Here is a 23283-nt window from a genome sequence, read left to right on the forward strand (position 1 = left end):
CGTCAGCCCCTCGCAAACAGAAACTTGTTGGTGAGGTTGCCGCTTGCATCTCGGATCCCGGGGGCAGCAGTGCGCTTACGACCCTCGACCGCCTTGCGAACCCAGTTCTTCCAGGTCAGGCTCCAGTCGAGCTTGATGCCGCCCTTGCCGGGGACGTTGTGCCAATAATCCCGGAACTTGTCCGCTTCCCGCCTGACCTCGAATTCGGACAGACCTTCGGCAAGTGCCCAATCAGCCAAGTCCTTCGGCAAGGCCCAGTCGGATGGAAGGCGAAGGCCCCGATTTTTGGAAACACCGATAGGTGTTTCTTTTCCTTCTATGTTTTCCCCTTTTTCTTCTTTGCGTCGAGCGAGCGTCGAGCGCGCGTCGTTCGAGCGTCGAGCGAGCGTCGTCTGTGCGTCATTACGCGCGTCGTTGTCTGCGTCGACGACACGATTCATTTTCTGATATTCGTCGTAATTACATATGGTTATGCGCGTCGTCTGCGCGTCGGCCACTGCGTCAATCATTGCGTCACTTTTCAACCGCGCGAGAAACCGTCTCACTCGCGCTTCCGACCATTTCCATTTCACGGCAATGAAGCGGGTCGCATGAGCCAGCTGACCTCGCTCTAGTTCGATCTGTCCGTATCGTCCTCGAACTCTTCTCGGCTTCCATGCCGCCTCGGCAAGCAACCACACCCAAGCTTCTCGCTCGGTGAAGGCCTCATCCGCGAAGAAGGGGTGATCGAAGAGGCCGCGTGATACCGCGAATGTGCCGCCGGCCATCAGGCAGCGCCTCCTTCGTTTCGAGCGGGGCGGAAAGCCAGCACATTGGCACCGGCACATTGAACGTCGACGAGACTGATGAACCGCCAATAGGCACGCTTGGCAGTCATGGCGTTCTCGAACGTCCTGTCGGACAGCATGTGCTCGAATGCAGTGCGGTATGCCTCGAAAGCTTCGAGCTGGGCTTGCTCACTGGGCTCTTTCATCATGCTGCTGCTCTCTCCGATGTCGACCGGACAGGCTTCGAAAGCCGGGCTGCTGCCCAGGCCTCGAGGTCGTCGACGTGGTAAAGGGGAATGCGGCCGGAATACTGCATGGTCGGCCCCCCGCCGACGGTTGCCATTTTATTGAGTGTGGAGACGGCGATATCGATGCCGTGCTTCTCCGCCAGATAGGCCGGGACGTCTTTGCGACGGAGGCGTGGGCGCTGGATCATGCTTCACTCCGGGCAGCATTTTTCTCAAGGACGTCGTGCAGATCGGAGGCCAGCTCCAAGGCAAGGCCAAGGGTGGAACCAATGCTGCGGCCCATATTGGCAGCGTCGTTTTCGCCGCCACCGGCATGCTCGATATTGGCGCTGGCGTGCTCCAGGACGGCCAAGAGTTCGAGCAATTGATACGACTTGGTGATGACGCTCGGGGTGATAGCGGGGATGTTCATGCTCCAAGACCTTTCTTGGGAAGGGCGCGCTCAGCGTCGACAGCAACGTTGCCGAGCAGCTCGGCGCCGTACTCCAGAACTGAACGGATTTGGTCCTGCGCCAAGTCGCGGGGGCCTTCCGTCAGCTCTCGACTGCCTTCCAGCGCGAGTGCGCAGACCAGCATCAGCGTTTCGATTCGGCAGATGTCGCGGACAATGTCCGTCTGTCTTGCGGCGGCGCTCATGCTGAGCCGCCTTCTGCCTTACCGCCATGCGCGCTAAGACAAGTGAGTGCGTCATCCAACCTTATCGAGACAAAGTTGAGCGTCGTGGCCAGAGGGTTCATGTTCTCCTTTGGCAGTTGATGGACGGCCAGAAAGAGGCATTGAACCAAGTTCTTGGCCTCGAAGATGGCATCCTCGGCATCGAGCACACTGGTGTTGCATTCGGGTCTGCTTGCGCCTTTGGACGTGGTAATGCTATGTTCGGTAGTCATCTGATCAAACTCCATTAAGCCGGTAGTTGGTGGGTGACATGGCTCGGAGAGGCTGCAACCTCTGCCGGGCCTTTTGCTTTCATGGCCGCGCGAATGGCGCGGACAATCTCACTGTTTTGCGAACTGGCATTCTCCTGCGCTTGAGCCTCAATGAAGGCTTTGGCGTCGGCGGGAAGCCGCAGTGTCGTGCTGAATTTCGTCATGCTCCGTTTACCTCTTGTTAGTAGCACGGTGATACCAGTACCATTGTGCTATGATTGACGTCAATGGGGCGATAGCACAGTGCTATCTTTTTTTGGGGAAACGCAGATGACGAAGAAGCCCGGGAGAGGCTCGGAACAGTTCATGGTCCGTTTGCCGGACGGCATGCGTGAAGCTTTGAAAGCAGATGCTGAAGCCAGCGGGCGCTCGATGAATGCCGAGATTGTCGCTCGGCTAGAAGAGCATCCAGGTCTCCTCCGAATGGCGCAGCAGTTGCAATACTGCTCGATGGAACGAGTGCGCCTTGAGCAAGAGCTGGCTGACACGAAGCGCTACTTGACCGACGCCGTCAACGAACTGCAACGCGCGCTCGCCGCGCCAGATGGCGCCGCTGAGGCCTTGGCGCGCAAGGACCAACAAATCGCAGAGTTGGAGAGACTTGTTGCCATATTGCAGGAACAGTCTTCCAAGCTCAGTGCTGCATGTGATCTGTATGCTAGGACGCTCGACATATTCGAGCGCACCCTGAACGAGGCCGCCGAGGGTGATGATACCAAACTGAAGCGTTTTGTAGAGGGATCGAAGATCGCGCGCGAGGAGGAAAGATTGGCACGCGAGAAGGAAAAGCGAGGCGGTGGCGATGATGAATAGCTGACGCACTCCCGGCGACGTCATGAGGTCCAGCCGAGGGGAGAGTGCTAGCCGCTCGGCCCGGTAGGGCTGCGATCTGATCAGCGGTTCATCCCGATACGGTATATCGCCGATTTGCCCGAGCTTGACAAGCTCGGCTCCACCTTACCCGCCAGCGTTCATCTGACGCTCGACCTCGCCAGCAGCGCACGAAAAAGCCCGCCGGTTAGGGCGGGCTGGGGGAGGAGGTGGTTAGAAGGGTAGCTTAGGCTGCCAACGGTTCAAGTCGCCTACGAACCTTGTCCAGAACGTCGCGCTCGCCACCATCCCACGCGGCCATTGCAAGCTCGCTGTTCAATGCCTTGGCCTTCGTCTGCTTTGAGATTTTCGAGCCGGCTTCCTCGATGATTAGGAATGGCACGATCCCGCTGATCTTCTTCAGCTCGATTTCTTTGGCGAAAAGTATCGCCTCAAGCGCCTTCTGCTCGCCGATGCCGGGGAAAATGGCGGCTGTCCTACCGTCGCGATGCTTTATCACTATATCGACGGTGTAGTAGGCGAGGGCGGGGATGGGCGCTTCCCCTGTCGTTATGGTCGCCTCGTCGCCAAACTCTTTCTTCAGCGCTGAAATCAGATCATCGCGAAAGGTCTTCGCCGTTCGTTCCTTGGTCGTGAAGGTTAAGTCTTGGAGGCGGGTCAGGAAGGACAGGAAGCGGATCGCCGCGACCCCGACGCTATCAGCGGGAAGCCAGTCCGTTTGGAACTGGGCCTCGTCTATATCCAGCAGCACGCCGTATTCCATGCACAGCGCCTGGATAAGTTCCATTCGCGCCGGGGTTGATGTATCTACACCGCTGGTTTCGAGATCAAACAGACTTGACCCGCTGTCTTCGAGGCGAACCAGATCACCCTTCTGGCGCACATAGAAAGCAAGGCGGTCGCCATTCAGCCAAAGGACGGATGTTGCAATAGCCAAGCCCATGGGAACATCACGAACCGTGATCCCATCGCAAAAGGCTTTGCAAATCTGGTCTTTCAGCGTCACACTAATCCGCCCTTGGCCTCGAATCTATACCTCTGCGCTGCCTTTGTAAGCGCGTTGTCCTCATTAACCGTAAACATCGTGGCGGCGGCGGCGCTGGGTGCTGCTTCCTTCATGACGAAGCAGTCTCTATCGCGAAGCACCCCCTCCATTACGTCCTCAATAGTACCGCTGGCAAAGTGGCAATGCCATCCCTTATCGCCAATGTGCAGTTCATGGTGACAAAGCACCTTGACTGATCTGTCGGTGTCGACTGACATGTAGGCGTGGTATCGGTCCGTTTCGGCGTTGAGGCGGATCAGCACCCGGCAGTGAAAGCCAAGGGCGTCAAACTCGCACATGCGCCATTTCCAGGCGCCTCCAGTCGGGATTGAGCGCGGGCGGTTGATCGGGAAGCTGGACGGAGGGATTTTCCCCTCTTTCCACGGCCCCACCTCGAGATTGCTTTTCTCCGCCCGAATTAGATCGAATACGCTAGTCGTCATCCCCCGGCCCCTCCCAAGGGCTATCCCCTAAACCGCTTGCCCTTCAGCCCCTTCGGCTTGCCTGTCTCCGCCACCATGTGCGTTTGAGCCAGGACTTCGATCCAAGCTGCTGCCTTCGGCGGAATTTCAATCTCTCCATCCATCCAGGCTTCGACAAGCAACAGGTCGCACTCAAGCACCCGCGCCAGCGTGTCCGGCGTCCAGCGGATGATCGCGAGGCATTCGGATAGGCGTTCAGGTGTCATGAGTGTCTCCCCTGCGCCAATCCAACCAAATTTCCCCGCTTGCCACAATCTCAACCGGCGTTTCTTTTCCGCTCACAATGAGGTGCTAACGCCCTTCCATTTGCCGCTCAATCTCGGCTGCAATCTTGTCGGCGGCGGCAATCAGCACAGAATCGAGCCGGTGCGTGTAGCGTGAGGTGATCCCGCTGCCGGAGTGCCCCAGACAACTGCCAACGGTCGAATCGGTAAATCCAAGGTCGGCCCCGACGCTGGCGAACGAATGCCGGAGCACATGAGGGGTAATGCCCTCTAACCCCGCTGCCTTGAACAGCCCGCGATAGAAACGCTTGATCCCAGCATACGGCCTGCCGTCGAGCGTGGCGGCCGGGAAGACATACGGGTTATCTGGATGCCGGTTCAACCGCGCCAACACAGCACGCGCCGCAGCGCCCAGCGGGCGGACAGACTTCCCGGTCTTGCTGTCTTCGAGTTGCAGCACTTCCCCGGCCAGATCAACTTCGGTCCATTTGAGATTTTCCACCTCCCCTATCCGACAGCCGGTCAACGCTGCCAAACGTAGAATGCCAACACCCTGCCACGGCTTTGTTTCGTCGGCGGACGCAGCGTCAAGCGCCCTGCCGAAAGCCTTGAACTCATCCGGGCTCAGGCGACGGTCGCGCTTGCCTATTGCTGGCTTGCGCACTCCATGTGTCGGGTTGGTCTCAATGATGCCGTCGCCCACGGCATACGAAAGGATCGAGCCGAGAGCGGCAACGGTTCTGGTCGCCGAACCGGAGCCGCCAGCCACGATCACTCTTCCTCGCAACTTGCCGGACAGCTGCTTCGCCTTCGCACTCTTCCCCGACTGCACGTCTCGGATGAATTTGACGATGTCTGCACGCTTCAGGTCGATTACTAGGCGCCGACCGATAAGCGGCTTGATATGGGCCTCGGCCATGCTCTTGTCGGTGGCAAGTGTGCTGGATTTTTTCGGCTTCCCTCCCCGGCCCAGGACGTGCCCCTTCTCGGCCTCTTTGAAATACTGGTCGACCAGTTCGGAGACAGTCAGCGACTTACGGCGGGTGCGGCGTTCGAGCTGCGGATCTTCGCCTTGGACGGTACTGCCCAACGTCTTGATCGCCAGCTTACGAGCCTCTTCGGTCGTCAGGGGGCCATGCCGCCCTATGGTCATGCGCCGACGGGCACCTTCAGCCGACCGGTAGTCTACGACGTAAGACCGAGACCCGCTTGTGTTGATCGAGACGCCAAACCCCTTCAGATCAGAACACCAGATGGTGTACTGTTTGGCCTGCGGTTCGGCCCTATCGACAACCGCCTTCGTCAGTTTTGGCACTCACCCGACCCCAACACCGCATCAAAAACTCACCATATACTCACCACGAAATCGGAAACTTGGGAAGCCCGGAGAAAACGTCCGCCAACAATAGAAAGCAATTGTCCTTTTTGAATCAGCATGTTAGAAAAGACTGGAAAATTTCTGGAAACCCCGGAAAACACCTTTTGATCACATTCGTAATGATGGGGTCAGGTGTTCGAGTCACCTAAGCGGCACCAGCCATCCAGTTGAAAACACGCACTATTTTTTCACGACGTGAAGCATCCTGCATTGAAAATGCGGCCGGGGCGTCACGGCGTTCGAATTGTCGCCGCTTGCTCCATATCGACGTGCCGTCATTATGTCGACGCAAGGTCCGCGCCAACATCGTGGGCGCAGCGTGTGGCGCCCTGTTCATAAGGGGCATACATGCCGTCGGGGTACGGGAGGCGGCGAGCGGTCATTCCGCCGATCGCTCAGATCCCATGCCATTGGTGAGCCGCACCAGCACGTAGGTCGATGCCAGGATTGCGCTCGCTCCCATCCATTGAATGGGTGTCAGCGTTTCACCAAGAAACACATAGGCAAGCCCAACTCCGAATATGGGAATCACGTTGAAGTAGCTGCCAGCGACTGCTGCCGGGACCGAGCGGAGAGCGGCGATGTAAAGCCAATATGCGGCGGCATAGTATAGAAGGCCGGATATTGCTGCCGTTGCGAGGATGCCTGGAGGGATAGTCTGGAAGTCGTCCACCGAACCGAATGGGGTGCGGACGAGCAGCAGAGCAACAGCCCAACCTAGCCCAGCCGTCTGTTGCAGGGCCACGGTGAACACCGGGTCGACGCTTTCGACCAGCTTTCGCGAAAACACGGTGTAGACAGCACAACAGAGGACCGCTCCCAGCAGCAAGAGTATTCCCTGGGGAGCAGTTACGTCTCCGAGACCGCCGAAGACGTTGGCCACCAAACCAACCCCCAAACCGCCGAGCAGCATTACCAGGAGCAGCCGCCAGGTGACTTTCTCTCCGAGAACCAGCGCAGCCAGGCCAAGTATCATCAGAGGTTCGGCGGCCCACAACAGCGTCGCGACGCTCGCCGACACGCTGGCAAGGCCCATCAAGTTGAGCGTGTAGGAAATGCCGGGGTTGAGTACGCCGAGAGCGATCAGCGGAAGCCAATATGACTTCGCGGGAGCAGGACAGGCTGTTGCAAGAACGGCAGCCCACAGGAACAAGGCACTCGGCGCAAGCTGGACGACCAGCAGCGTAACCGGGTTGATTGACGCAAGCAGTGCCTTGTTCAGGACGGTTGCAGCACCCCATAGGGCACATGCAGCAACCAGCAGGACAGCAGGAGGAAAGCGCGGTGAATGGCGCATCTCAGTGGACTCCAGAAGCGGTTACGGAAAAGCGGCAGATGCGGCGAACGGGCTAGCGCCCGGCGCAGTTCTCCGCGTCGCAATGGTCGTAACCGGGTCTTCTTGGAGGCCTAGCCATCCGTCTCTAACCCATCATGCAGGATCTTCGATTGTTAGCACCTGCGGCAGGGGCCATCAACCTGTCGGGTTTTCCGCCTAGCTACAGCACGGCTGGCCATCGCCTTTCGCGGGGCCGCAGCAGGCAGCGGTGGCCTTAGCCTGTTCGACCGGCCAACGGTCTCGCGGCTTGCAGCTCGCCGCCCCGGGCGGACAGCTGGACATGCACATCACCTTCCTGGACGAGCGGCATCGATGCCTGGTGAAGCTGCATCGGCGCAATGCCGTCGCTTGCCTCAAAGGTCAGCTTGGCAGTGGATCGAGCGCCACGTGTTCGCTGACCTTGCGTATGATGATGGCCGAGAACTTTCGGCGGGCATGCGGGTCCGCTCGTCCTCGTTCGGTGTCGAGGGGCGAAACGCAGGAACCACTCAGGCTCAAGGGCAAGCAGTTCAGGGCATAGAGCCCGCGCCAGGGACGCTTGATGGGTGGCCCCGGCTTTCCACCGGGGCCTTATTGCAGGCCGATCTCTACGGGTGCAATGGTACGCCTGTCTCAGGCGAATGCGCCGTTGCGCACTTACGATCCGACAGTGACGACGAAGTGTTTCGTCACTGGCTCGATGATCTTCCAAGTGCCCTTGAAATCCGCTTCTACGACAAACGCGTCGCCCGGCCCAACCTCGACAGGCTCGCCGCCGTCTGGAGTGATGACGATACGGCCCGAGATCATGTGGACGAATTCGTAATCCGTGTAGCTTGCGTGGTAGGTGCCCGGGGTCGCTTGCCATGTTCCCGACAGAACCTTGCCGTCCTTGGTCTTGTGCTGGACGGCGGTCTTCATCGTCGGCTTTCCTTCGACCACCACCCATCCCGGCAGATCGTTGACGTCGGCATTTTCCACTTTGCCGAACTTGAGGACAGTGTTGTGTGCCATGGTAAAGTACTCCCATTTATCAGACGCTTCTCAATAGCCGATGTATCATTGACAGGCAACTTAGTTTCCTACCATTTAATTTTCTTGAAGGTCTTGCGCCGCCGAGGAGAGGCGCAAGTCCCGGCACTTGCGGCGGCGATCGAGATCCAGCGGACGCTGGCAATCGCGCCTGGGCTGGTGGGGAAAGCGGAAGATCCAAGAGCCAAGCTGTCATCCAGGGAACGCGCGCGACAGGCTGGCCACGCGCTCGACCGATCAGGCGAAGCAACTCCTTATGCTTTGCGCCGCACCGATCGCAGACGAGGCCGGCGATCTTTCGAACCACCTAAGCGGCAACCGCTTCCCCCGAGAAAACTGGACAATCGACAAGCACGCGGCCCATGCGCCTCCTGATGGCGCAGAATCGGTCGCAGACATTGCTGTGACGGAATTAGGCGGCCAAGGTCTGCGCAAGCACGCGCCCGATGGCGGCATTGCGTTCATCCATCGATGCAGCTGGCAGTTTGACCCAGCGCAAAGAAGCCACCGCCGGACTTGCTATGGTCTTTCGGTCGGGTGCAACACCCTCTGTTTGCACTTGATCCAACCTCGCCCGCGCTGCCTCCCCATTCGGCGCGGGCCTTTTCGTTCGCTGGCCGGCTGTCTCTGTCTCCGGCGAAGCAGGCCACGCATGGCTGCGACGTTTGCCGCATCGGGGCAACCGCGGGCATCTTGTTTGCGCTAGCGCAAAGAAGACGCAAGACGTTGGGTCATACTGCCGGCAGCCCAACCGGAGAAATGCTCGTGCCTGACGCCAATCAAGAAAGCTCCCTTCTGCCGATGCTGGTTGCCGGGCTCGTCCTGGTGGCGGTCGGCGGCATCGCCATCATGATGTTCGTCTGACCGGCGGCCGGGACCCGCGAGACGGAACCCACGCAAAGGCGGGGCAAAGATGGGGCGTATCCGCCATATTGCTGCCCTGCATGTAAGCCGGCGGATATGCCGGAGTTCAGGCGGAAATGCCAAGGGCCCGCCGGTGGTACCGGCAGGCCCCTATGTCGGAGCGATGGCGGGCGGGGGTGTTGGGTCGCTCCGTCAACAGGAACGTAGCTGTGAGGCTTCGGTTCCCGAACTCAGAAACGGCAGCGCAAGCCGCTTGTATCCGCGTTCATTCAAGCTGCATCACCCGCCAATCACCACGCGGAACGCATAGCGACAGGGCGGCCGCCGCAAGGCCTGGCTGCCATAGCGGTGTGAACTCAGGACGCAGTCTGCCGGAGGCGGGCGATCAGGGCGACAAGTTCCGATTGGCGCCCGGTGCCGGTCTTGGCAAAAATGGAGCGGAGATGCGATCGCGCCGTCTCATAGCTGACCGACCGCAATTCGGCGGCTTCGCGAAGCGACATGCCATCGGCCAGCATCGAGGCCAGCATCGCCTGGGACTTGGTCAGGCCGAATGTTTCGGCCACATTTTCGGGTTCCGATATCTTCGATTGATCGAGGTCTTCGATCAGGCAAACGCCAACCGAGTGCGAGAAGATGTCGAGAAGGTTGCCGCCGAGACGCTGGATACGCAGCAGGATCGGCCGCGCGGCATCCCTCTGGATCACGACCGGCTTGGCGAGGCTAGGGTCCAGCCATCTTTCCGTCAGCACGGCATTCATGCGCGTCTTGATCAGGACGGTTTCGGCATGTGTCCGCGAACGGAGTTCACCTTGCGAAATCTGCAATTCGCGCCCGAGGCTTGCGCTTGCGGCAGCGTTCGTGGCCGTTACTCTCCCAAAGCGGTTGAAAAACACCGCTCCCATCCTGGCCATCTGGAAGGCTTCCAGCATGCCGTCGATTTTCTGGCTGGCAATGTTCCACATGATGGAGGCGGAGACCATCAACCGGTCCCGCATGGCGCGGAAAATCCGCTCGTCCTCTACGTCGAACGGGTCCTCGTCCAGGCGCCGGTGCAAGGTGAAGCAGACCAGGTCGCTGGGGTTGGAGAGGCCTATGATGCAGGTGCGGCCAATGCCGTATTTCGACTGGGCGCGATAATATTCCTGCTTCTTGAAATCTTCGCTGGTGGTGTAGTGCTGTTCCAGAACGGTTCCCTGCAAGGCCAGCAACGGCAATGCGCGAAGACGCCACTCCCTCTTGTTCCAGCCGCCATCAAAGTAGCCCTCGAGGGCTGGCTGGAGGCTGTCAGTCATGACCACCCCACCGGGGAAACAGCCATGCAACGGCACGATGTTGACCCCGAAGGCGCCCGTAGCTTCGGCCACCTGGTCGAGAATGCGCGGCCACAAGGAAGGGTCGACGGCAGCTTCGAGAGTTCCGTCGAGCGCACGATCCAGTTTGGCTAAGTCAATTCGCATGGGCATGCAGAACAGGCGCGAGTTCTATTTTCCAATACATACATCAATACGTCGCAGGAAATCGAGACAGCTGCGGTGCGTGTTCGGACTCGATTTGCCCTGGCCGCGATGAATACCCAGATGCTCCCGCCGGCATTTTCTTCCAGCCGATGCCGGCACTGCACGCGGACGGATCTTTCTGCCGTCCATGGAACTGTCCTTCGTTTCGGGAATTGAATCGTGAGGCAGCGTTCAGGAGCCCCACATCATGCCGACGCCGTTGCAGCCGCGCCAACCGAGAGAAGGTCAAAACAGCTTCGAATACTTCTTCGCGGCGGCGGTCATGATCGCCGTTGCGGCAACGCTTCTCAATGCAGCGGCGGCGGATTTCATGCTGGCCATATTGCTGCTGCCCTAACCGCACGAGGAGCGGGAAAGCCCCGCTTGCCGCCATGGACTGGTCGGATTGGTTCTATGTCGCCGTGGCATTCGGCACAGTGAGCGCGGTGCTTTGGCAACTCGGCTACTAATGGCTGGTGGGTCGCACGCGGCGCGCCGCCTCTTCGTCGCGAACATGTCGACGGCGCAAGATCGCGGTCGCCTTGAGCTTTGCGATTGCCGCCTATTGCGCGCAGACCCGGACAATGCCCGGGCCTGCGGATTTGCACGCGCCCGGCGCTAGGCTGATTTCACCAGCCTCAGCAGCACGAGCAGGATCACAGCGCCGATGGTCGCATGGAGGATGGCGGCGATGATGCCGGCCCCCAGGCTGATGCCGATGGCCGGAAACAGCCAGCCGGCAATCAGCGCGCCGACGATGCCAACCACGATATTGCCGATCAGGCCGAAACCGTAGCCCTTGACCAGCTGGCCGGCGAGCCAGCCGGCGACGGCACCGACGATAAGGAAGACGAGCAGGCTTTCGATACCCATGTGATCTCTCCTGGTTTGTGCCTTTTGGAGGTCAGGCTACGGCAGTGGTCTGGTCTTCGACGGCAGCGCCCGGTGTATTCTTCTTGATCGACTCGATCGCCTTCAGCGCCGACGCCTTGGCCGCGTAGCCTTCGGAGCTGAACATGACCTCGCCATTGGAAGCCCTGAAGCGGAAGCGAAACTCGCCGCCCTTGTCCTTGTAGACCTCGAACTTATACATCGCATTTCCTCGTAATTACCGGTTCGCGACTCACGCCGCTGACGAATCGTCGCACAGGCTGGCGGCGAAAGTCCATCGCGGTTGCAAGGGCGCTGTGCCGACACGCTGCAGGCGTGTCAGGCGTCCCTGTCGGTCAGGCAGATGTGGCAGCAGCCCGTGCCGTGGCCGGGCGTCCAGGTGGCATTGTCGAAGCGCACGCCGGTCGCCTCGAACAGGCCACGGTCGAAAGCGCCGGCGATCCGGCACAGCGTCGCCAGCCTGTCGTCGCCGACGTCTGCCGCCACCCACGCGTCCTTCAGCGGACAGCGCTTGACCTTGAAGGCGATGTGGCTGTCACTGCGCTCGACATCGGTCGGGTACATGCGTCCGTCATCGGGGCTGACGGCGAGGAAGGCCTCGCCGATGGCGCGCGCGTCGTTCGGCCCGAACTGCGCGAACGCCACCTCGGCCACCTCGCGGCCGCGCCGCTCGATCGCCCGCACCAGCACTTCCTCGGCCTTCGCCTCGCCCAGCTCGGCCGACAGCTCCTCCAGCATCAGCCGGTAGAGGTCGGCGCGGTTGCGGAAGGCGGAGTCGAGTTCCGCGGCGAGCTTTTCCGCACGTATCGCAAGTTCGGTCACGAAACGGTCTCCTTGATAGCCGGCAGCTCCGGCGTGGCGGCCACCAGCGCCCGGCCAGTGGCGGAGGCAGGTGCGGCGATCACCGCTTTCGCCTCGCCCTGTTCGACAATGCGTCCGCCATCCATGATGGCGATGCGGTGGGCGATCGCCCTGACAGCACCCAGATCATGCGAGATGAAGAGATAGGCGATGCCCTCCTCCGCCTGCAGTTCCCAAAGCAGGCGCAGGATGTCGCCACGCACCAGAACGTCGAGCGACGCCACGGCCTCGTCGAGCACGATCAGCTTCGGCCTTGTGGCAATCGCCCGGGCGATCGCGACGCGCTGGCGCTGCCCGCCCGAGATTTCGTGCACCCGGCGACCGGCGAGTTCTGCCGACAGGCCGACACGCTTGAGCAGTGCATCGATGGCCTTGGGGCGCGTGGCTCGGTCGGCGATGCCGTGGATCCGCAGCGGATCGTCGAGCAGGCGCGCTACCGTGGCGCGCGGGTTGAAGGCGGCGAGCGGGTCCTGGAACACCATCTGCAGGTTCGGCCTGACGGCGCGCAGCGCGGCACCGCGCAGAACGAGCAGGTCTTCTCCGGCGAACCGAACGCTGCCGGCGTCCGGCTCGACCAGCCGGAGCAGGATGCGGGCGACAGTCGACTTGCCCGACCCCGAGGGACCCACCAGCGCCAGCGTCTCGCCGGCTGCAATAGAGAAGGAGACGCCGTCGAGCGCGACGAAATCCCTGTCGCCCCGACGGTAGCGTTTCGACAGCCCGTCGACTTCGAGCAGCGCGCTCATATGCCGGCACCAGAATGGGCCTCGAGCCCCAGATGCGCGGCAAGCAGCGCGCGGCTGTAGTCGCTCCTGGGTTGGGCGACCAGTTCGACAGTCGGCGCCAGCTCGACCATGCGGCCGTGGCGGAACACGGCGATGCGTTCGGCAAAGCTGGCGGCGAGCGCGATGTCGTGGCTGACGAAGATCAGCGCCATGCCGTCCTCGGCCACCAGTTCGCGGATCAGTGCCACGATCTCGGCCTGGACGATGGTGTCGAGCGCGCTCGTCGCCTCGTCGGCGATCAACAGCCGCGGCCGCGCCACGATGGCCGCGGCAATCGCCACGCGCTGCTTCTGCCCGCCGGAAAGCTGATGCGGATAGGCATGCGCCAGTACCGAAGGCTCGGGCAGCCTCACCCGGTCGAGCAGTTCGACTGCCAGCCGCATTGCCGCGCGCCAGTCCATATCGAGATTGGCATGTGCCACCTCGGCCACCTGCTTACCGACCGACATGACAGGGTCGAGGCTCGACCCCGGGTCCTGGAAGACGAAACCGATGTCGCGACCATTGCGCGCCGGATGGTCGAGAGCCGGCCACGCGATTGTTCCTTCCAGCGTCGCCGTTTGCGGCAGCAGGCCGGCAATGGCCCGTGCCAGCGTGCTCTTGCCCGAGCCGCTCTCGCCGATGACGGCCAGCCGTTCGCCGGCGGCCAGGTCGAAGTCGACGCCTTCGAGTGCCGCCGCAGTGGCGCCGCTGTAGCGCACGCCCAGTCCACGCAGCGAAAGCAGCGGGCTCATGCCTGCCCCTCCCGCGCCGCGGTGCCTTCGACCACGCCCTCGCCGGCGAGGTAGACGCCGAGCACTGAGAACACCAAGGCGATGCCGGGTATGACCGAAAGGAAGGGCGCCGAGCGCAAGACCGCCCTGCCCTCCGCGATCATGCCGCCCCAGGTGACGCGGTTGGGGTCGCCGAGGCCGAGGAAGGACAGTGCCGCCTCGGTCAGGATGGCGGCGGCAACGATCACCGACGACAGCGCCAGCACCGGCGGCAGCGCATTGGGCAGCACCTCGCGGAAGGCGATCTCGATGGGATGCATGCCGATGACCCGCGCCGAGGCGACGTAGTCGCGCTCGCGGATCGACAGCACTTCGGCGCGGGCGATACGCGCCGGCCCGGTCCAGGCGCTGAGCGCGATCGCCGCCACCACCACCGAAAGCGAAGGCCCGACGACGCTGACCAGCGCCAGCGACAACAGGAAGCCCGGCACCGTCTGGAAGGCGTCGGTGATGCGCATCAGCACCTCGTCGACCAGCCCGCCGGCAAAACCGGCCACGGTGCCGACGACACTGCCGACGAGGATCGATGCGGCCGCCGCCGCGAGCCCGACGGCCAGCGAGGTGCGCGCGCCGTGGAACAGCCCGGCCAGCACGTCGCGGCCGAGCCTGTCGGTGCCGAGCGGCAGCGCCCAGTCCTGGAAAGGCCGCAGCAGGGGCTGGCCGGCGATGGCCAGCGGGTCGCCGGGAAACAGCAAGGGCGCCGTCAGCGCCATCGCGCCAAGCAGGCCAAGGATGACGAAACCGGCGACGGCCTCGGGCGAACGGAACAGGCGACTGACGCTCATGCGTTCGCCTCGCTGGCGCCGACGCGCGGGTCGAGCGCGGCATAGGCGATGTCGACGAGCAGGTTGATGACGATTACGAGCACGGCGCTGACAAGGATAATGCCGATCAGAAGCGGCGTGTCGCGCGACCCCACCGCCTCCTGCGCCAGCCGGCCTAGGCCCGGCACCGAAAACACGCTTTCGATGACCACGCTACCGCCCAGCATCTGGGCCGACTGCAGGCCGAGCATGGTGACCAGCGGCAGCAGCGCATTGCGGGCGACATGGCGCAACACGATGCGGCGCCGGCCGATCCCCCTGGCGCGCGCGGCGAGGGTAAAGTCCATGCGCCAGACCTCGGCCATGCCAGCGCGCATCATGCGCAAGTACAGCGCCAGATAGATCAGGCCGAGGCTCGTCACCGGCAGCACCATGTGCCGGGCAATATCGAGCGCGCGGGCAAAACCCGTCTTGCCGGACGCGATGGTCTCCATGCCCGACAAAGGCAGCCAGCGCAGCTCGACCGAAAAGACGATGGTCAGCACCAGCGCCAGCCAGAATCCCGGCACGGCATAGAGCGCCAGAGAACCGATCGACAGCAGCCGGTCGCGGGCGCTGCCCGGCCGCGCGCCGGCAAGGATGCCAAGCGCGGTGCCAAGTGCGAAGGACAATGCAGTTGCCGCCCCCATCAGCAGCAGCGTGTTCGGCAGCCGCTCCAAAACGACTGACAGCACCGGCCTGGAAAAGGCGACCGAATGGCCGAGGTCGAGATGCAACAGCGCCCAGAGATAGGCGGCAAGGCGCGTCATCGGCGAAGCATCGAGCCCCCAGCTCTGGCGCAACGCCTCGATCATTCCGGCGTCGCCGCCGACGGAGGCGACATAGGCGTCGACCGCGTCGCCGGGGGCGGCCTCGAGCAAAAGGAAGGAACCGACGATCACGATCAGCAGCACCGGAATGCTGCCGACCAGCCGCCGTTTCAGCAGGCGCCAGGCGCGGCTCATTACCCTCCCCCTTGTGGGGAGGGTGGCCCGAAGGGCCGGGTGGGGGTTAGCGGAGTGGAAGAATTAACCCCACCCCCATCCCCACCCCCACCCCTCAAGGGGAAGGGGAATTCTGATTCCGCCTGGTCAGCCAAGACAAACACCCACCCAATTGAAAGGCGCGCAAACGCCAGTCCCCCTCCCCCTTGTGGGGAGAGGTCAGGGGTGGGGGTGAATTGAGGCACTGCGACTTCCAGGGGCATGCTCAGTAACGGGTCATCATCCCAGCTCAGGCGATGATGTCACGTTTCGACATAGGTGTCCGCCCAGTTCGAAACCGCCCAGCGCGGGTTGTTCGACACGTTCTTCACCGTGTCGCGCGCCACTGTGATGAAGCCCCACTCGGCAACGTTGATCAGCGGCAGGTCGGCCGCCACCTTCTTCTGGAACTCCTTGTAGAGCTCGATGCGCGCCGCAGGATCCAGCGTCTCCGCCGCCTTGGCGATCAGCGCGTCGAGCTCGTCGTTCTTGTAGCCGCCCTGGTTGGAGAACGGCACGCCGTCGGGGATACCCGACTGCACCAGGATGGTTGTCGAGATCGCCGGGTCGCCGCGGAACACCGGCGGTGCGATGGCGATGTCGAAGGCATGGTCGGTGTAGACGGCCTTCTGGTGCGCGGCCGAGTCGTTGTTGACCAGTGCTGCGTCGATGCCTACGGCAGCCAGCGCCTGGCGCAGATAGTCGCCGAACTGCTTGGTCTCGTTGAAATAGGGCGCCGGCAACAGCTTCAGGGCAAAACGCTTGCCGTCGTCCTTCTTCGGATAGCCTGCCTCGTCGAGCAGCGCATTGGCCTTGGCGACGTCGAAGCCATAGGTCGCAACATCAGGCGTGTAGAACTGCTTGTCGTTCTGCGGAACGATGCCGGTCGCCGGCTTGGCATAGCCGAGGAAGATGGTCTTGACGACGAAGTCCCTGTCGATGGCATGCGCGATCGCCTGGCGCACTTTGAGATCGGCGAGTTCCTTGCGGCGATGGTTGATCTCGACGACGAGCTGATAGGTCAGCGCCTCGTAGCCCTCCGTGATCACCTTGATGCCGGGCACCTTGGAGATGCGTTCGAGGTCGGCCAAAGGCACGGCGGAAAACGCGGCAAGCTGAATCTCTTCAGCCTCCAGTGCGCCGGCCGCCGCCGCGCGGTCTGGCAGCACGCGATAGATGATCTCGTCGAGTTGCGGCTCGTTCTCGCCCCAGTATTTGTCGTTCCGCTCGAGCCGGTAATATTCGCCCGGCTTGTGCTCGGCAAACTTGAACGGCCCGGTGCCGACGGGCGCATTGTTGGCCGGGTTCTCGGCGATGTCCTTGCCCTCGTAGACATGCTTGGCCACGACCGACGTCAGCGCCGGCAGCGCGTTCTTGATCAGCTGCAGCGGCGTCGGCTTGGAGAACTTGAAGACGGCGGTGTGTTCGTCGGGTGTCTCAACCGCCTCCAGGTTCTTGAAGACGACGCGGCCGAGGTTCTGCAGAGGTTTCCAGACGTTGATCGCCGAAAACGCCACATCGGCCGAGGTGAACGGCTTGCCGTCGTGCCAGGTCACGCCCTCACGCAGCTTGAAGGTAACAGTCAACCCGTCCTCCGAGCCTTCCCAACTCGTCGCCAGCCGCGGCTCAAGCCCGCCCTCACCGTCGAACGAGGCCTCGGCCAGCGGCTCGACAACCTTGCTTGCGACGAAGAACACGCCGTTGGAAGCGACAATGGCCGGGTTCAGGTTGCGCGGCTCGGAGTCCGCGGCGACAACCAGCCGCCCGCCCTTCTTCGCCTGCGTCCAGCCGATCGACGGCAGGGCCGTCGACGCCAGAAGGAATGCCGACCCTGCCAGGACCCTGCGCCTGGAAATTTTGAAACCCGCCATATCGGCCTCCATGCCCTCGGCACGGCGACATCGCCGGCCCATCAGATGATGGCCGGGATTATGATCCGGGAAAGCCGTTTTGCGAGAGACGAAATTGGCGTTTTGCGGCGCTGGCCCAAAACATTGTGCTCTTTGCGCGATGCCATGCCGCGCAAACGCCTCGGAAAATGCATCGGCCCGGAAACCGCTGCCGATTTCCGGGCCGATGCATAAGACCGTGCGTCGAATATCTGCCGCCGTTCAGGCGGCCTTCTTCTTGGCCAGGCGGGCGCGGATGCTTTCGACATCGGCGCGCGGCGTCGCCGCAAAAAGCGTCTTGGTGTAGCTGTGCTTGGGGTCGGCGAAGACCTCGTCGCGGCTGCCATATTCGACCGCCTCGCCGAAATACATCACCATCACCTCGTCGGCGATGTAGCGCACCACACTGAGGTCGTGGCTGATGAAGACGTAGGTCAGCTGGAACTCGTCCTGCAGGTCGGCGAGCAGGTTCAGTACCTGTGCCTGCACCGACAGGTCGAGCGCCGAGACGGGCTCGTCCAGCACCAGCAGCTTCGGGTTCAGCATCAGAGCACGCGCAATGGCGATGCGCTGGCGCTGCCCGCCGGAGAACATGTGCGGATAGCGGTTGTAGTGCTTCTCCTCGAGCCCGACCTTCTTCAGCAGCGTCATCGCCCGGTCGCGGCGTTCGTCGGCGGGCGTCTTGGTGTTGATGACCAGCGGCTCGGTCAGGATGTCGCCGATCTTCTGGCGCGGGTTGAGCGAGCCGTAGGGGTTCTGGAAGACGATCTGCACCTTGCGGCGCATCTCCGGCGTCAGGTCGCCCTTGGCGATGTCGATCTTCTTGCCTTCGATCAGAAGCTCGCCCGACGTCGCCGGGTCGATCAGCGTCAGGATGCGGCCGAGCGTGGACTTGCCGCAGCCGCTTTCGCCGACGATGGCCAGCGTCTTGCCCTTTTCGACAGAGAAGCTCACGCCCTTGACGGCGTGCACGGTCTTGGCTTTCTTCAGAAAGCTGCCGGGCACATGGTAGTCGCGCACGATGTTGCGCGCTTCGAGAATGACGCTCATCGTGCTGCCCCTTCAATCTGGTCGTCGACGAACAGTTCGGAGATCGTCGGCAGCCGGTCGCCGGTCGCATTGTCGGGCAATGCCGCCAGCAGCGCGCGCGTGTAGTTGCTCTTGGGGTTCTCGAACAGCGTCAGCACGTCGGCCTCTTCCATCTTGCGGCCCTTGTACTGCACGACCACGCGGTCGGCGGTCTCGGCAACCACGCCCATGTTGTGGGTGATCATGATCAGGCCCATGCCATAGTCCGCCTGCAGCTTCATCAGCAGGTCAAGGATCTGCTTCTGGATCGTCACGTCGAGTGCCGTGGTCGGCTCGTCGGCGATCAGGAGCTTGGGGTTGCAGGCGATCGCGATGGCGATCATCACCCGCTGGCACTGGCCACCCGACATCTGGTGCGGGTAGGAACCGAGGCGCTCGGCCGGGTCGGCAATGCCGACCGCCTCGAACAGCTCGATCGCCCGCTTGCGGCGCGCGGCTCTGTCGAGCCCCAAATGCATGCGCAGCACTTCCTCGATCTGGAAGCCGACGGTGAAGCACGGGTTGAGGCTGGCCACCGGCTCCTGGAAGATCATGGCAATTTCCTTGCCGATGATCTTGCGCCGCTCGTTGGCCGACATCGACAGCAGGTCGCGGCCGTTGAAGGTCAGTTTGTCGGCCGTGACCTTGGCCGTCCAGGGCAAGAGGCCCATCGCCGCCAGCATCGACACCGATTTGCCCGAACCGGATTCGCCGACGATGGCGAGAACCTCGCCCTCGTGAACCTTCATCGACACGCCGTTGACCGCCCGGAAGGGGCCGGAGGCCGTCTCGAATTCGACGACCAGGTTTTCGATTTCAAGAAGTGCCATGTCAGGACCTCTTCAGCTTCGGGTCGAGCGCGTCGCGCAGGCCGTCGCCCATCAGGTTGATCGCCAGAACGGTGATGAGGATCGCCACGCCCGGGAGCGTCACCACCCACCATTTGCTCTGGATGAACTCGCGGGCCTCGGCCAGCATCGTGCCCCATTCCGGGGTCGGCGGCTGCGCGCCCATGCCGAGGAAGCCCAGTGCGGCGGCATCGAGAATGGCGCTCGAAAACGACAGCGTCGCCTGGACGATCAGCGGCGCCATGCAGTTCGGCAGGATCGTCTTGAACATCAGGCGGATATGGCCGGCACCGGCCACCTTGGCGGCGACGACGTAGTCGCGGCTCTTTTCGCTCATCACCGCGGCGCGGGCCAGGCGCACGAAATGCGGCTGGTAGACGAGCGAGATGGCGATCATGGCGTTGACCAGGCCCGGCCCGAGGATGGCCACCAGCACGAGGGCAAGCAGCAGCGACGGGAAGGCCAGGATGATGTCCATCACGCGCATGATGGCGGTGTCGACCCAGCCGCGGAAGTAGCCGGCGATCACGCCGAAGACGACGCCGACGACCAACGACAGCGTCGTCACGATGACGCCGACGAACAGCGAGAACTGGGTGCCGAAGATCAGGCGCGAAAGCATGTCGCGGCCGACGGCGTCGGTGCCGAGCAGGAAGTCGGCGCGGCCGCCCTCCTGCCAGACTGGCGGAACCAGGACCGCGTCGCGGTACTGCTGGGTCGGATCGTGCGGTGCGATCAGCGGTGCGAAGATCGCCAGCAGAACCAGGAAAATGAAGAACACGAGGCCGATCACGGCGCCGCGATTTTCGGAGAAGTAGTACCAGAATTCGGCCAGTCGCGCCCGGCGGGACGGATCAGTCGAAACGGCGCTTGTTGCAGCAGCTTGAGACATGACGCCCTCCTAGTGCCGGATGCGCGGATTGATGAGACCGTAAAGCAGGTCCACGGCAAGGTTCACCAGCATGATGACGGCGGCGATCATCAGCAGGCCGCCCTGGATGACGGCGTAGTCGCGCCGCGACACGGAATCGACCATCCACTTGCCGATGCCCGGCCAGGAGAAGATCGTCTCGGTCAGGATGGCACCGGCGAGCATCACGCCGACCTGCAGGCCGACGGTGGTGACCACCGGGATCATGGCGTTGCGCAGCGCATGGACGCCGACGACACGGAAGGTCGACAGGCCCTTGGCGCGCGCGGTGCGGACATAGTCTTCCGACAGCACTTCGAGCATCGCCGAGCGCGTCTGGCGCGCAATGACGGCAAGCGGGATGGTGCCCAGCACGATGGTCGGCAGGATCAGGTGGCTGACGGCCGACTTGAAGGCGCCGGCCTGGCCGGACAGCAGCGAGTCGATCAGCATGAAGCCGGTGACGGGCGGGAAGTAATACATCAGCGAGATGCGGCCGGAGACGGGCGTCCATCCGAGCATGCCGGACACCAGCATGATCAGCAGCAGGCCCCACCAGAAGATCGGCATCGAGAAGCCGACCAGCGCAGTGCCCATCATCGCTTGGTCGGCGAAGGAGCCGCGCTTGATGGCGGCGATCATGCCGGCGGGAATGCCGAGCACGACGGCGAAGATGATGGCGCAGAGCGAAAGTTCGACGGTCGCCGGGAACAGCTCGAAGAACTGGTCGACCACCGGCCGCTTGGTGACGATCGAAGTGCCGAAATCGCCCCGCACGACGCCCCAGAGGTAGTCGAGATACTGGATGACGATCGGCCGGTCGAAACCGAGCTGGGCGGAGATTTCCGCGTGGCGCTCCGGCGACATGACGCGCTCGCCCGACAGGAGGGCTACGGGATCGCCAGGCAGAAGTCGGATGAATGAGAATGCGATGATGGAAACCCCGACGAATGTCGGGATGAGGACGGCTAGCCGCCCCAATAGGAACCGGAGCATGTCAGACCTTTAAGTGAATGTTCCGAGAAAGGTAAGGGTAGCACAAAATGTGCATTGGGGCGCTTGTCGTCCAAGCGCCCCAACCCAGGTTGGCCATGTTTAGGCAACCTTACTCCGTGATGTCAACTCCGTCGAAGGCGAAGTCGCCGAGCGGGCTCTGGACGAAGCCTTCGACGTTCTTGCGCATCGGCACGACCGACAGCGAGTGGTCGATGGTCGCCCAGGGGGCGTCCTTCTTGAACACCACCTGCGCCTGCTCATAGAGCTTGGTGCGCTCGGCCAGGTCGTTGGTCTCCTTGGCCTTGGTCACCAGGTCGTCGAACTCCTTGTTGCACCACTGGGCGCGGTTGTTGCCGCCGACGGCGTCGCAACCGAGCAGGGTGTCGAGGAAGTTGTCCGGATCGCCATTGTCGCCGGTCCAGCCGAGCATGACGGCACCGTCACGATCCTTGGCCTTCGACTTGTCGAGATATTCGGCCCACTCGTAGGAGACGATCTCGACCTCGACGCCGACCTTGGAGAAGTCGGACTGGATCAGTTCGGCCGCGCGGCGGGCGTTGAGCATGTAGGGACGCGAAACCGGCATCGCCCACACCTTCATCTTGAGACCGCTGACACCAGCTGCCTCGAGTGCCTTCTTCGAGGCTTCCGGATCGTATTTGTCGTCTTCGACGGCCTTGTTATACGACCACATGGTCGGCGGGATCGGGTTGGTTGCCGGAGTGGCAGCACCCTGGAACACGGCGTCGACGATCGCCTGCTTGTTGATCGCCTGGTTCAGCGCCTTGCGGACTTCCGGCTTGTCGAACGGAGCCTGGGTGGTGTTGTAGGCCAGGTAGGCGACGTTCAGGCCTTCCTGCTCCATCACCTTCAGGTTCGTGTCGGCCTTCATCGCGGCGACGTCGGCAGCGTTCGGGAACGGCATCAGGTGGCATTCGCCGGCCTTCAGCTTCTGGTAGCGAACCGATGCGTCAGGGGTGATCGCGAAGACCAGGTCGTCGATCTTCTGCTTGCCGCCCCAGTAATCCGGGTTGGCCTTGTAGCGGATGATGGCGTCCTGCTGGTAGGCGACGAAGCTGAACGGACCGGTGCCGAGCGGCATCTGGTTCATCTGGTTCATCTTGCCGTCGGCCTGCAGCTTGTCGGCATATTCCTTCGACACGATCGAAGCGAACGGCATCGCGATGTTGGCGAGGAACGGCGCTTCCTTGCGGGTCAGGGTGATCTTGACCGTCAGGTCATCGACCTTCTCGACCGACTTGATCACTTCCGGGAAGCCCATGCCGGCGGAATATTCCCACGAAGCGCCGGTCACGTACTTGTTCCAGGGATTGTCGGCCTTGAGCTGGCGCTCGAAGGAGAAGACGACGTCGTCGGCGTTGAAGTCACGGCTCGGCGTGAAGAACTCGGTGGTCTGGTACTTGACGCCCGGACGCAGCTTGAAGGTGTACTCCAGGCCGTCGTCGGAGATCGTATAGCTCTCGGCCAGGCCCGGCTCGGTCTCGGTCGTGCCCTTCTTGAACTCGAGCAGGCGGTTGTAGACGGTGTGCGCAGCAGCGTCGAAAGTCGTGCCGGCGGTGTAGAGGCCCGGATCGAAGCCTTCCGGCGAACCTTCCGAGCAGTACACGAACGTCTTGGCGCTCGCCGCACCGCTGAGGACGGTTGCAGCCAGCAACGCGGCCGCAAAGGTCGTTTTTTTGAACATTGAACACTCCCTATGATTTTTCCCAAGCCCTACCCGTCAGGCTCGCAGGCGCGCATATAAGCACCGTTTATTCAGCTTTGGAACTCCCCGCCTACGTGCCCTTTGGTAAGCAGAATAATTTACCCACAGATGACTTGAAGACAGTCTGTTTTTTTCGAAG

General features: G+C 62.3%; 30 protein-coding genes and 1 pseudogene. 3 read left to right on the top strand and 28 right to left on the bottom strand.

What is annotated here, in order from left to right:
- Nucleotides 1-2 precede the first annotated feature (2 nt).
- Genes CO731_RS25565 through CO731_RS25595 form a run of 7 tightly spaced genes read right to left on the bottom strand, consistent with a single transcriptional unit; the run spans nucleotide 3 to nucleotide 2105 of the window.
- Entirely contained in the window at nucleotides 3-767 is a 765-nt protein-coding gene (locus CO731_RS25565; RefSeq protein WP_108609406.1) for a hypothetical protein, read from the bottom strand.
- Entirely contained in the window at nucleotides 767-976 is a 210-nt protein-coding gene (locus CO731_RS25570; protein WP_108609407.1) for a hypothetical protein, read from the bottom strand. The genes CO731_RS25565 and CO731_RS25570 overlap by 1 nt, the downstream gene beginning before the upstream one ends.
- Nucleotides 973-1203 (bottom strand): hypothetical protein, encoded by a 231-nt coding sequence (locus CO731_RS25575; protein WP_108609408.1) that lies wholly within the window; start codon nucleotides 1201-1203, stop codon nucleotides 973-975. The genes CO731_RS25570 and CO731_RS25575 overlap by 4 nt, the downstream gene beginning before the upstream one ends.
- Entirely contained in the window at nucleotides 1200-1427 is a 228-nt protein-coding gene (locus CO731_RS25580; protein WP_108609409.1) for a hypothetical protein, read from the bottom strand. The genes CO731_RS25575 and CO731_RS25580 overlap by 4 nt, the downstream gene beginning before the upstream one ends.
- The gene (locus tag CO731_RS25585) at nucleotides 1424-1651 is read right to left on the bottom strand and encodes a hypothetical protein (protein WP_108609410.1); all 228 of its coding nucleotides are present in this window, start codon (nucleotides 1649-1651) and stop codon (nucleotides 1424-1426) included. Before CO731_RS25585 ends, CO731_RS25580 begins: the two co-directional genes overlap by 4 nt.
- On the bottom strand, nucleotides 1648-1902 hold the full coding sequence (locus CO731_RS25590) for a hypothetical protein (RefSeq protein WP_159091731.1): 255 nt from the start codon (nucleotides 1900-1902) through the stop codon (nucleotides 1648-1650). Before CO731_RS25590 ends, CO731_RS25585 begins: the two co-directional genes overlap by 4 nt.
- Nucleotides 1903-1916: 14 nt before the next feature.
- Nucleotides 1917-2105 (bottom strand): Arc family DNA-binding protein, encoded by a 189-nt coding sequence (locus CO731_RS25595; RefSeq protein WP_108609412.1) that lies wholly within the window; start codon nucleotides 2103-2105, stop codon nucleotides 1917-1919.
- A 106-nt stretch (nucleotides 2106-2211) separates the two neighbouring features.
- On the opposite strand from CO731_RS25595, the gene CO731_RS25600 reads away from it, so the two are divergent.
- Nucleotides 2212-2754 carry an Arc family DNA-binding protein gene (locus tag CO731_RS25600; protein ID WP_108609413.1) on the top strand — a complete coding sequence of 181 codons (543 nt, stop codon included), beginning with the start codon at nucleotides 2212-2214 and terminating at the stop codon, nucleotides 2752-2754.
- A 244-nt stretch (nucleotides 2755-2998) separates the two neighbouring features.
- Here CO731_RS25600 and CO731_RS25605 read toward each other — a convergent pair whose 3' ends face one another.
- The 8 genes and pseudogenes from CO731_RS25605 to CO731_RS25640 all read right to left on the bottom strand — a co-directional run bounded on the left by CO731_RS25605 (nucleotide 2999) and on the right by CO731_RS25640 (nucleotide 10407).
- Nucleotides 2999-3778, bottom strand: coding sequence for a DUF1828 domain-containing protein (locus tag CO731_RS25605; protein WP_108609414.1), 780 nt, complete (start codon nucleotides 3776-3778; stop codon nucleotides 2999-3001).
- Nucleotides 3775-4260 carry a hypothetical protein gene (locus CO731_RS25610; RefSeq protein ID WP_108679485.1) on the bottom strand — a complete coding sequence of 162 codons (486 nt, stop codon included), beginning with the start codon at nucleotides 4258-4260 and terminating at the stop codon, nucleotides 3775-3777. The genes CO731_RS25605 and CO731_RS25610 overlap by 4 nt, the downstream gene beginning before the upstream one ends.
- Nucleotides 4261-4280: 20 nt before the next feature.
- Entirely contained in the window at nucleotides 4281-4505 is a 225-nt protein-coding gene (locus tag CO731_RS25615; RefSeq protein WP_108609416.1) for a hypothetical protein, read from the bottom strand.
- 85 nt (nucleotides 4506-4590) lie between these two features.
- On the bottom strand, nucleotides 4591-5838 hold the full coding sequence (locus tag CO731_RS25620; RefSeq protein ID WP_108609417.1) for a site-specific integrase: 1248 nt from the start codon (nucleotides 5836-5838) through the stop codon (nucleotides 4591-4593).
- A 442-nt stretch (nucleotides 5839-6280) separates the two neighbouring features.
- Nucleotides 6281-7198, bottom strand: coding sequence for a DMT family transporter (locus CO731_RS25625; protein WP_108609418.1), 918 nt, complete (start codon nucleotides 7196-7198; stop codon nucleotides 6281-6283).
- A gap of 195 nt (nucleotides 7199-7393) precedes the next feature.
- Nucleotides 7394-7663 (bottom strand): annotated as a pseudogene (locus CO731_RS29445) (hypothetical protein); the annotation flags it as partial.
- Between the two features lie 210 nt (nucleotides 7664-7873).
- On the bottom strand, nucleotides 7874-8230 hold the full coding sequence (locus CO731_RS25630) for a cupin domain-containing protein (protein WP_108609419.1): 357 nt from the start codon (nucleotides 8228-8230) through the stop codon (nucleotides 7874-7876).
- 1238 nt (nucleotides 8231-9468) lie between these two features.
- Nucleotides 9469-10407, bottom strand: coding sequence for a helix-turn-helix transcriptional regulator (locus tag CO731_RS25640; protein WP_159091732.1), 939 nt, complete (start codon nucleotides 10405-10407; stop codon nucleotides 9469-9471).
- A 24-nt stretch (nucleotides 10408-10431) separates the two neighbouring features.
- Here CO731_RS25640 and CO731_RS29545 point away from each other — a divergent pair, with 24 nt between their 5' ends.
- Nucleotides 10432-10560: a hypothetical protein gene (locus CO731_RS29545; protein ID WP_256371646.1), complete on the top strand. Its 129-nt coding sequence runs from the start codon at nucleotides 10432-10434 to the stop codon at nucleotides 10558-10560.
- Nucleotides 10561-10819: 259 nt separating this feature from the next.
- On the top strand, nucleotides 10820-10969 hold the full coding sequence (locus CO731_RS28895; RefSeq protein WP_159091733.1) for a hypothetical protein: 150 nt from the start codon (nucleotides 10820-10822) through the stop codon (nucleotides 10967-10969).
- 260 nt (nucleotides 10970-11229) lie between these two features.
- Here CO731_RS28895 and CO731_RS25645 read toward each other — a convergent pair whose 3' ends face one another.
- From CO731_RS25645 to CO731_RS25705, 13 genes are all read right to left on the bottom strand, one after another.
- A complete protein-coding gene (locus CO731_RS25645) occupies nucleotides 11230-11484 on the bottom strand; it encodes a GlsB/YeaQ/YmgE family stress response membrane protein (RefSeq protein WP_108609422.1) in 255 nt (84 codons plus the stop codon).
- 31 nt (nucleotides 11485-11515) lie between these two features.
- On the bottom strand, nucleotides 11516-11704 hold the full coding sequence (locus CO731_RS25650; protein WP_108609423.1) for a YegP family protein: 189 nt from the start codon (nucleotides 11702-11704) through the stop codon (nucleotides 11516-11518).
- A gap of 116 nt (nucleotides 11705-11820) precedes the next feature.
- Nucleotides 11821-12324, bottom strand: a complete 504-nt coding sequence (locus CO731_RS25655) for an L-2-amino-thiazoline-4-carboxylic acid hydrolase (RefSeq protein ID WP_108609424.1) — start codon at nucleotides 12322-12324, stop codon at nucleotides 11821-11823.
- Entirely contained in the window at nucleotides 12321-13109 is a 789-nt protein-coding gene (locus CO731_RS25660; protein WP_108609425.1) for a dipeptide/oligopeptide/nickel ABC transporter ATP-binding protein, read from the bottom strand. The genes CO731_RS25655 and CO731_RS25660 overlap by 4 nt, the downstream gene beginning before the upstream one ends.
- Nucleotides 13106-13882, bottom strand: a complete 777-nt coding sequence (locus tag CO731_RS25665) for an ABC transporter ATP-binding protein (protein ID WP_108609426.1) — start codon at nucleotides 13880-13882, stop codon at nucleotides 13106-13108. The genes CO731_RS25660 and CO731_RS25665 overlap by 4 nt, the downstream gene beginning before the upstream one ends.
- Nucleotides 13879-14706, bottom strand: coding sequence for an ABC transporter permease (locus tag CO731_RS25670; protein ID WP_108609427.1), 828 nt, complete (start codon nucleotides 14704-14706; stop codon nucleotides 13879-13881). The genes CO731_RS25665 and CO731_RS25670 overlap by 4 nt, the downstream gene beginning before the upstream one ends.
- Complete coding sequence (locus tag CO731_RS25675; protein WP_108609428.1) at nucleotides 14703-15689, bottom strand: ABC transporter permease; 987 nt, start codon at nucleotides 15687-15689, stop codon at nucleotides 14703-14705. Before CO731_RS25675 ends, CO731_RS25670 begins: the two co-directional genes overlap by 4 nt.
- A 281-nt stretch (nucleotides 15690-15970) precedes the next feature.
- On the bottom strand, nucleotides 15971-17578 hold the full coding sequence (locus tag CO731_RS25680) for an ABC transporter substrate-binding protein (protein ID WP_108610056.1): 1608 nt from the start codon (nucleotides 17576-17578) through the stop codon (nucleotides 15971-15973).
- A 240-nt stretch (nucleotides 17579-17818) separates the two neighbouring features.
- Nucleotides 17819-18646, bottom strand: a complete 828-nt coding sequence (locus tag CO731_RS25685; RefSeq protein WP_108609429.1) for a dipeptide ABC transporter ATP-binding protein — start codon at nucleotides 18644-18646, stop codon at nucleotides 17819-17821.
- Nucleotides 18643-19494 carry an ABC transporter ATP-binding protein gene (locus CO731_RS25690; RefSeq protein WP_108609430.1) on the bottom strand — a complete coding sequence of 284 codons (852 nt, stop codon included), beginning with the start codon at nucleotides 19492-19494 and terminating at the stop codon, nucleotides 18643-18645. Before CO731_RS25690 ends, CO731_RS25685 begins: the two co-directional genes overlap by 4 nt.
- Before the next feature lies 1 nt (nucleotide 19495).
- Nucleotides 19496-20404 (bottom strand): ABC transporter permease subunit, encoded by a 909-nt coding sequence (locus CO731_RS25695; protein WP_108609431.1) that lies wholly within the window; start codon nucleotides 20402-20404, stop codon nucleotides 19496-19498.
- A 9-nt stretch (nucleotides 20405-20413) separates the two neighbouring features.
- The gene (locus tag CO731_RS25700) at nucleotides 20414-21418 is read right to left on the bottom strand and encodes an ABC transporter permease subunit (protein ID WP_108609432.1); all 1005 of its coding nucleotides are present in this window, start codon (nucleotides 21416-21418) and stop codon (nucleotides 20414-20416) included.
- Between the two features lie 109 nt (nucleotides 21419-21527).
- A complete protein-coding gene (locus CO731_RS25705) occupies nucleotides 21528-23123 on the bottom strand; it encodes an ABC transporter substrate-binding protein (RefSeq protein WP_108609433.1) in 1596 nt (531 codons plus the stop codon).
- Nucleotides 23124-23283 lie beyond the last annotated feature (160 nt).

The organism is Aminobacter sp. MSH1 (assembly GCF_003071665.1).
GTDB lineage: Bacteria > Pseudomonadota > Alphaproteobacteria > Rhizobiales > Rhizobiaceae > Aminobacter > Aminobacter niigataensis.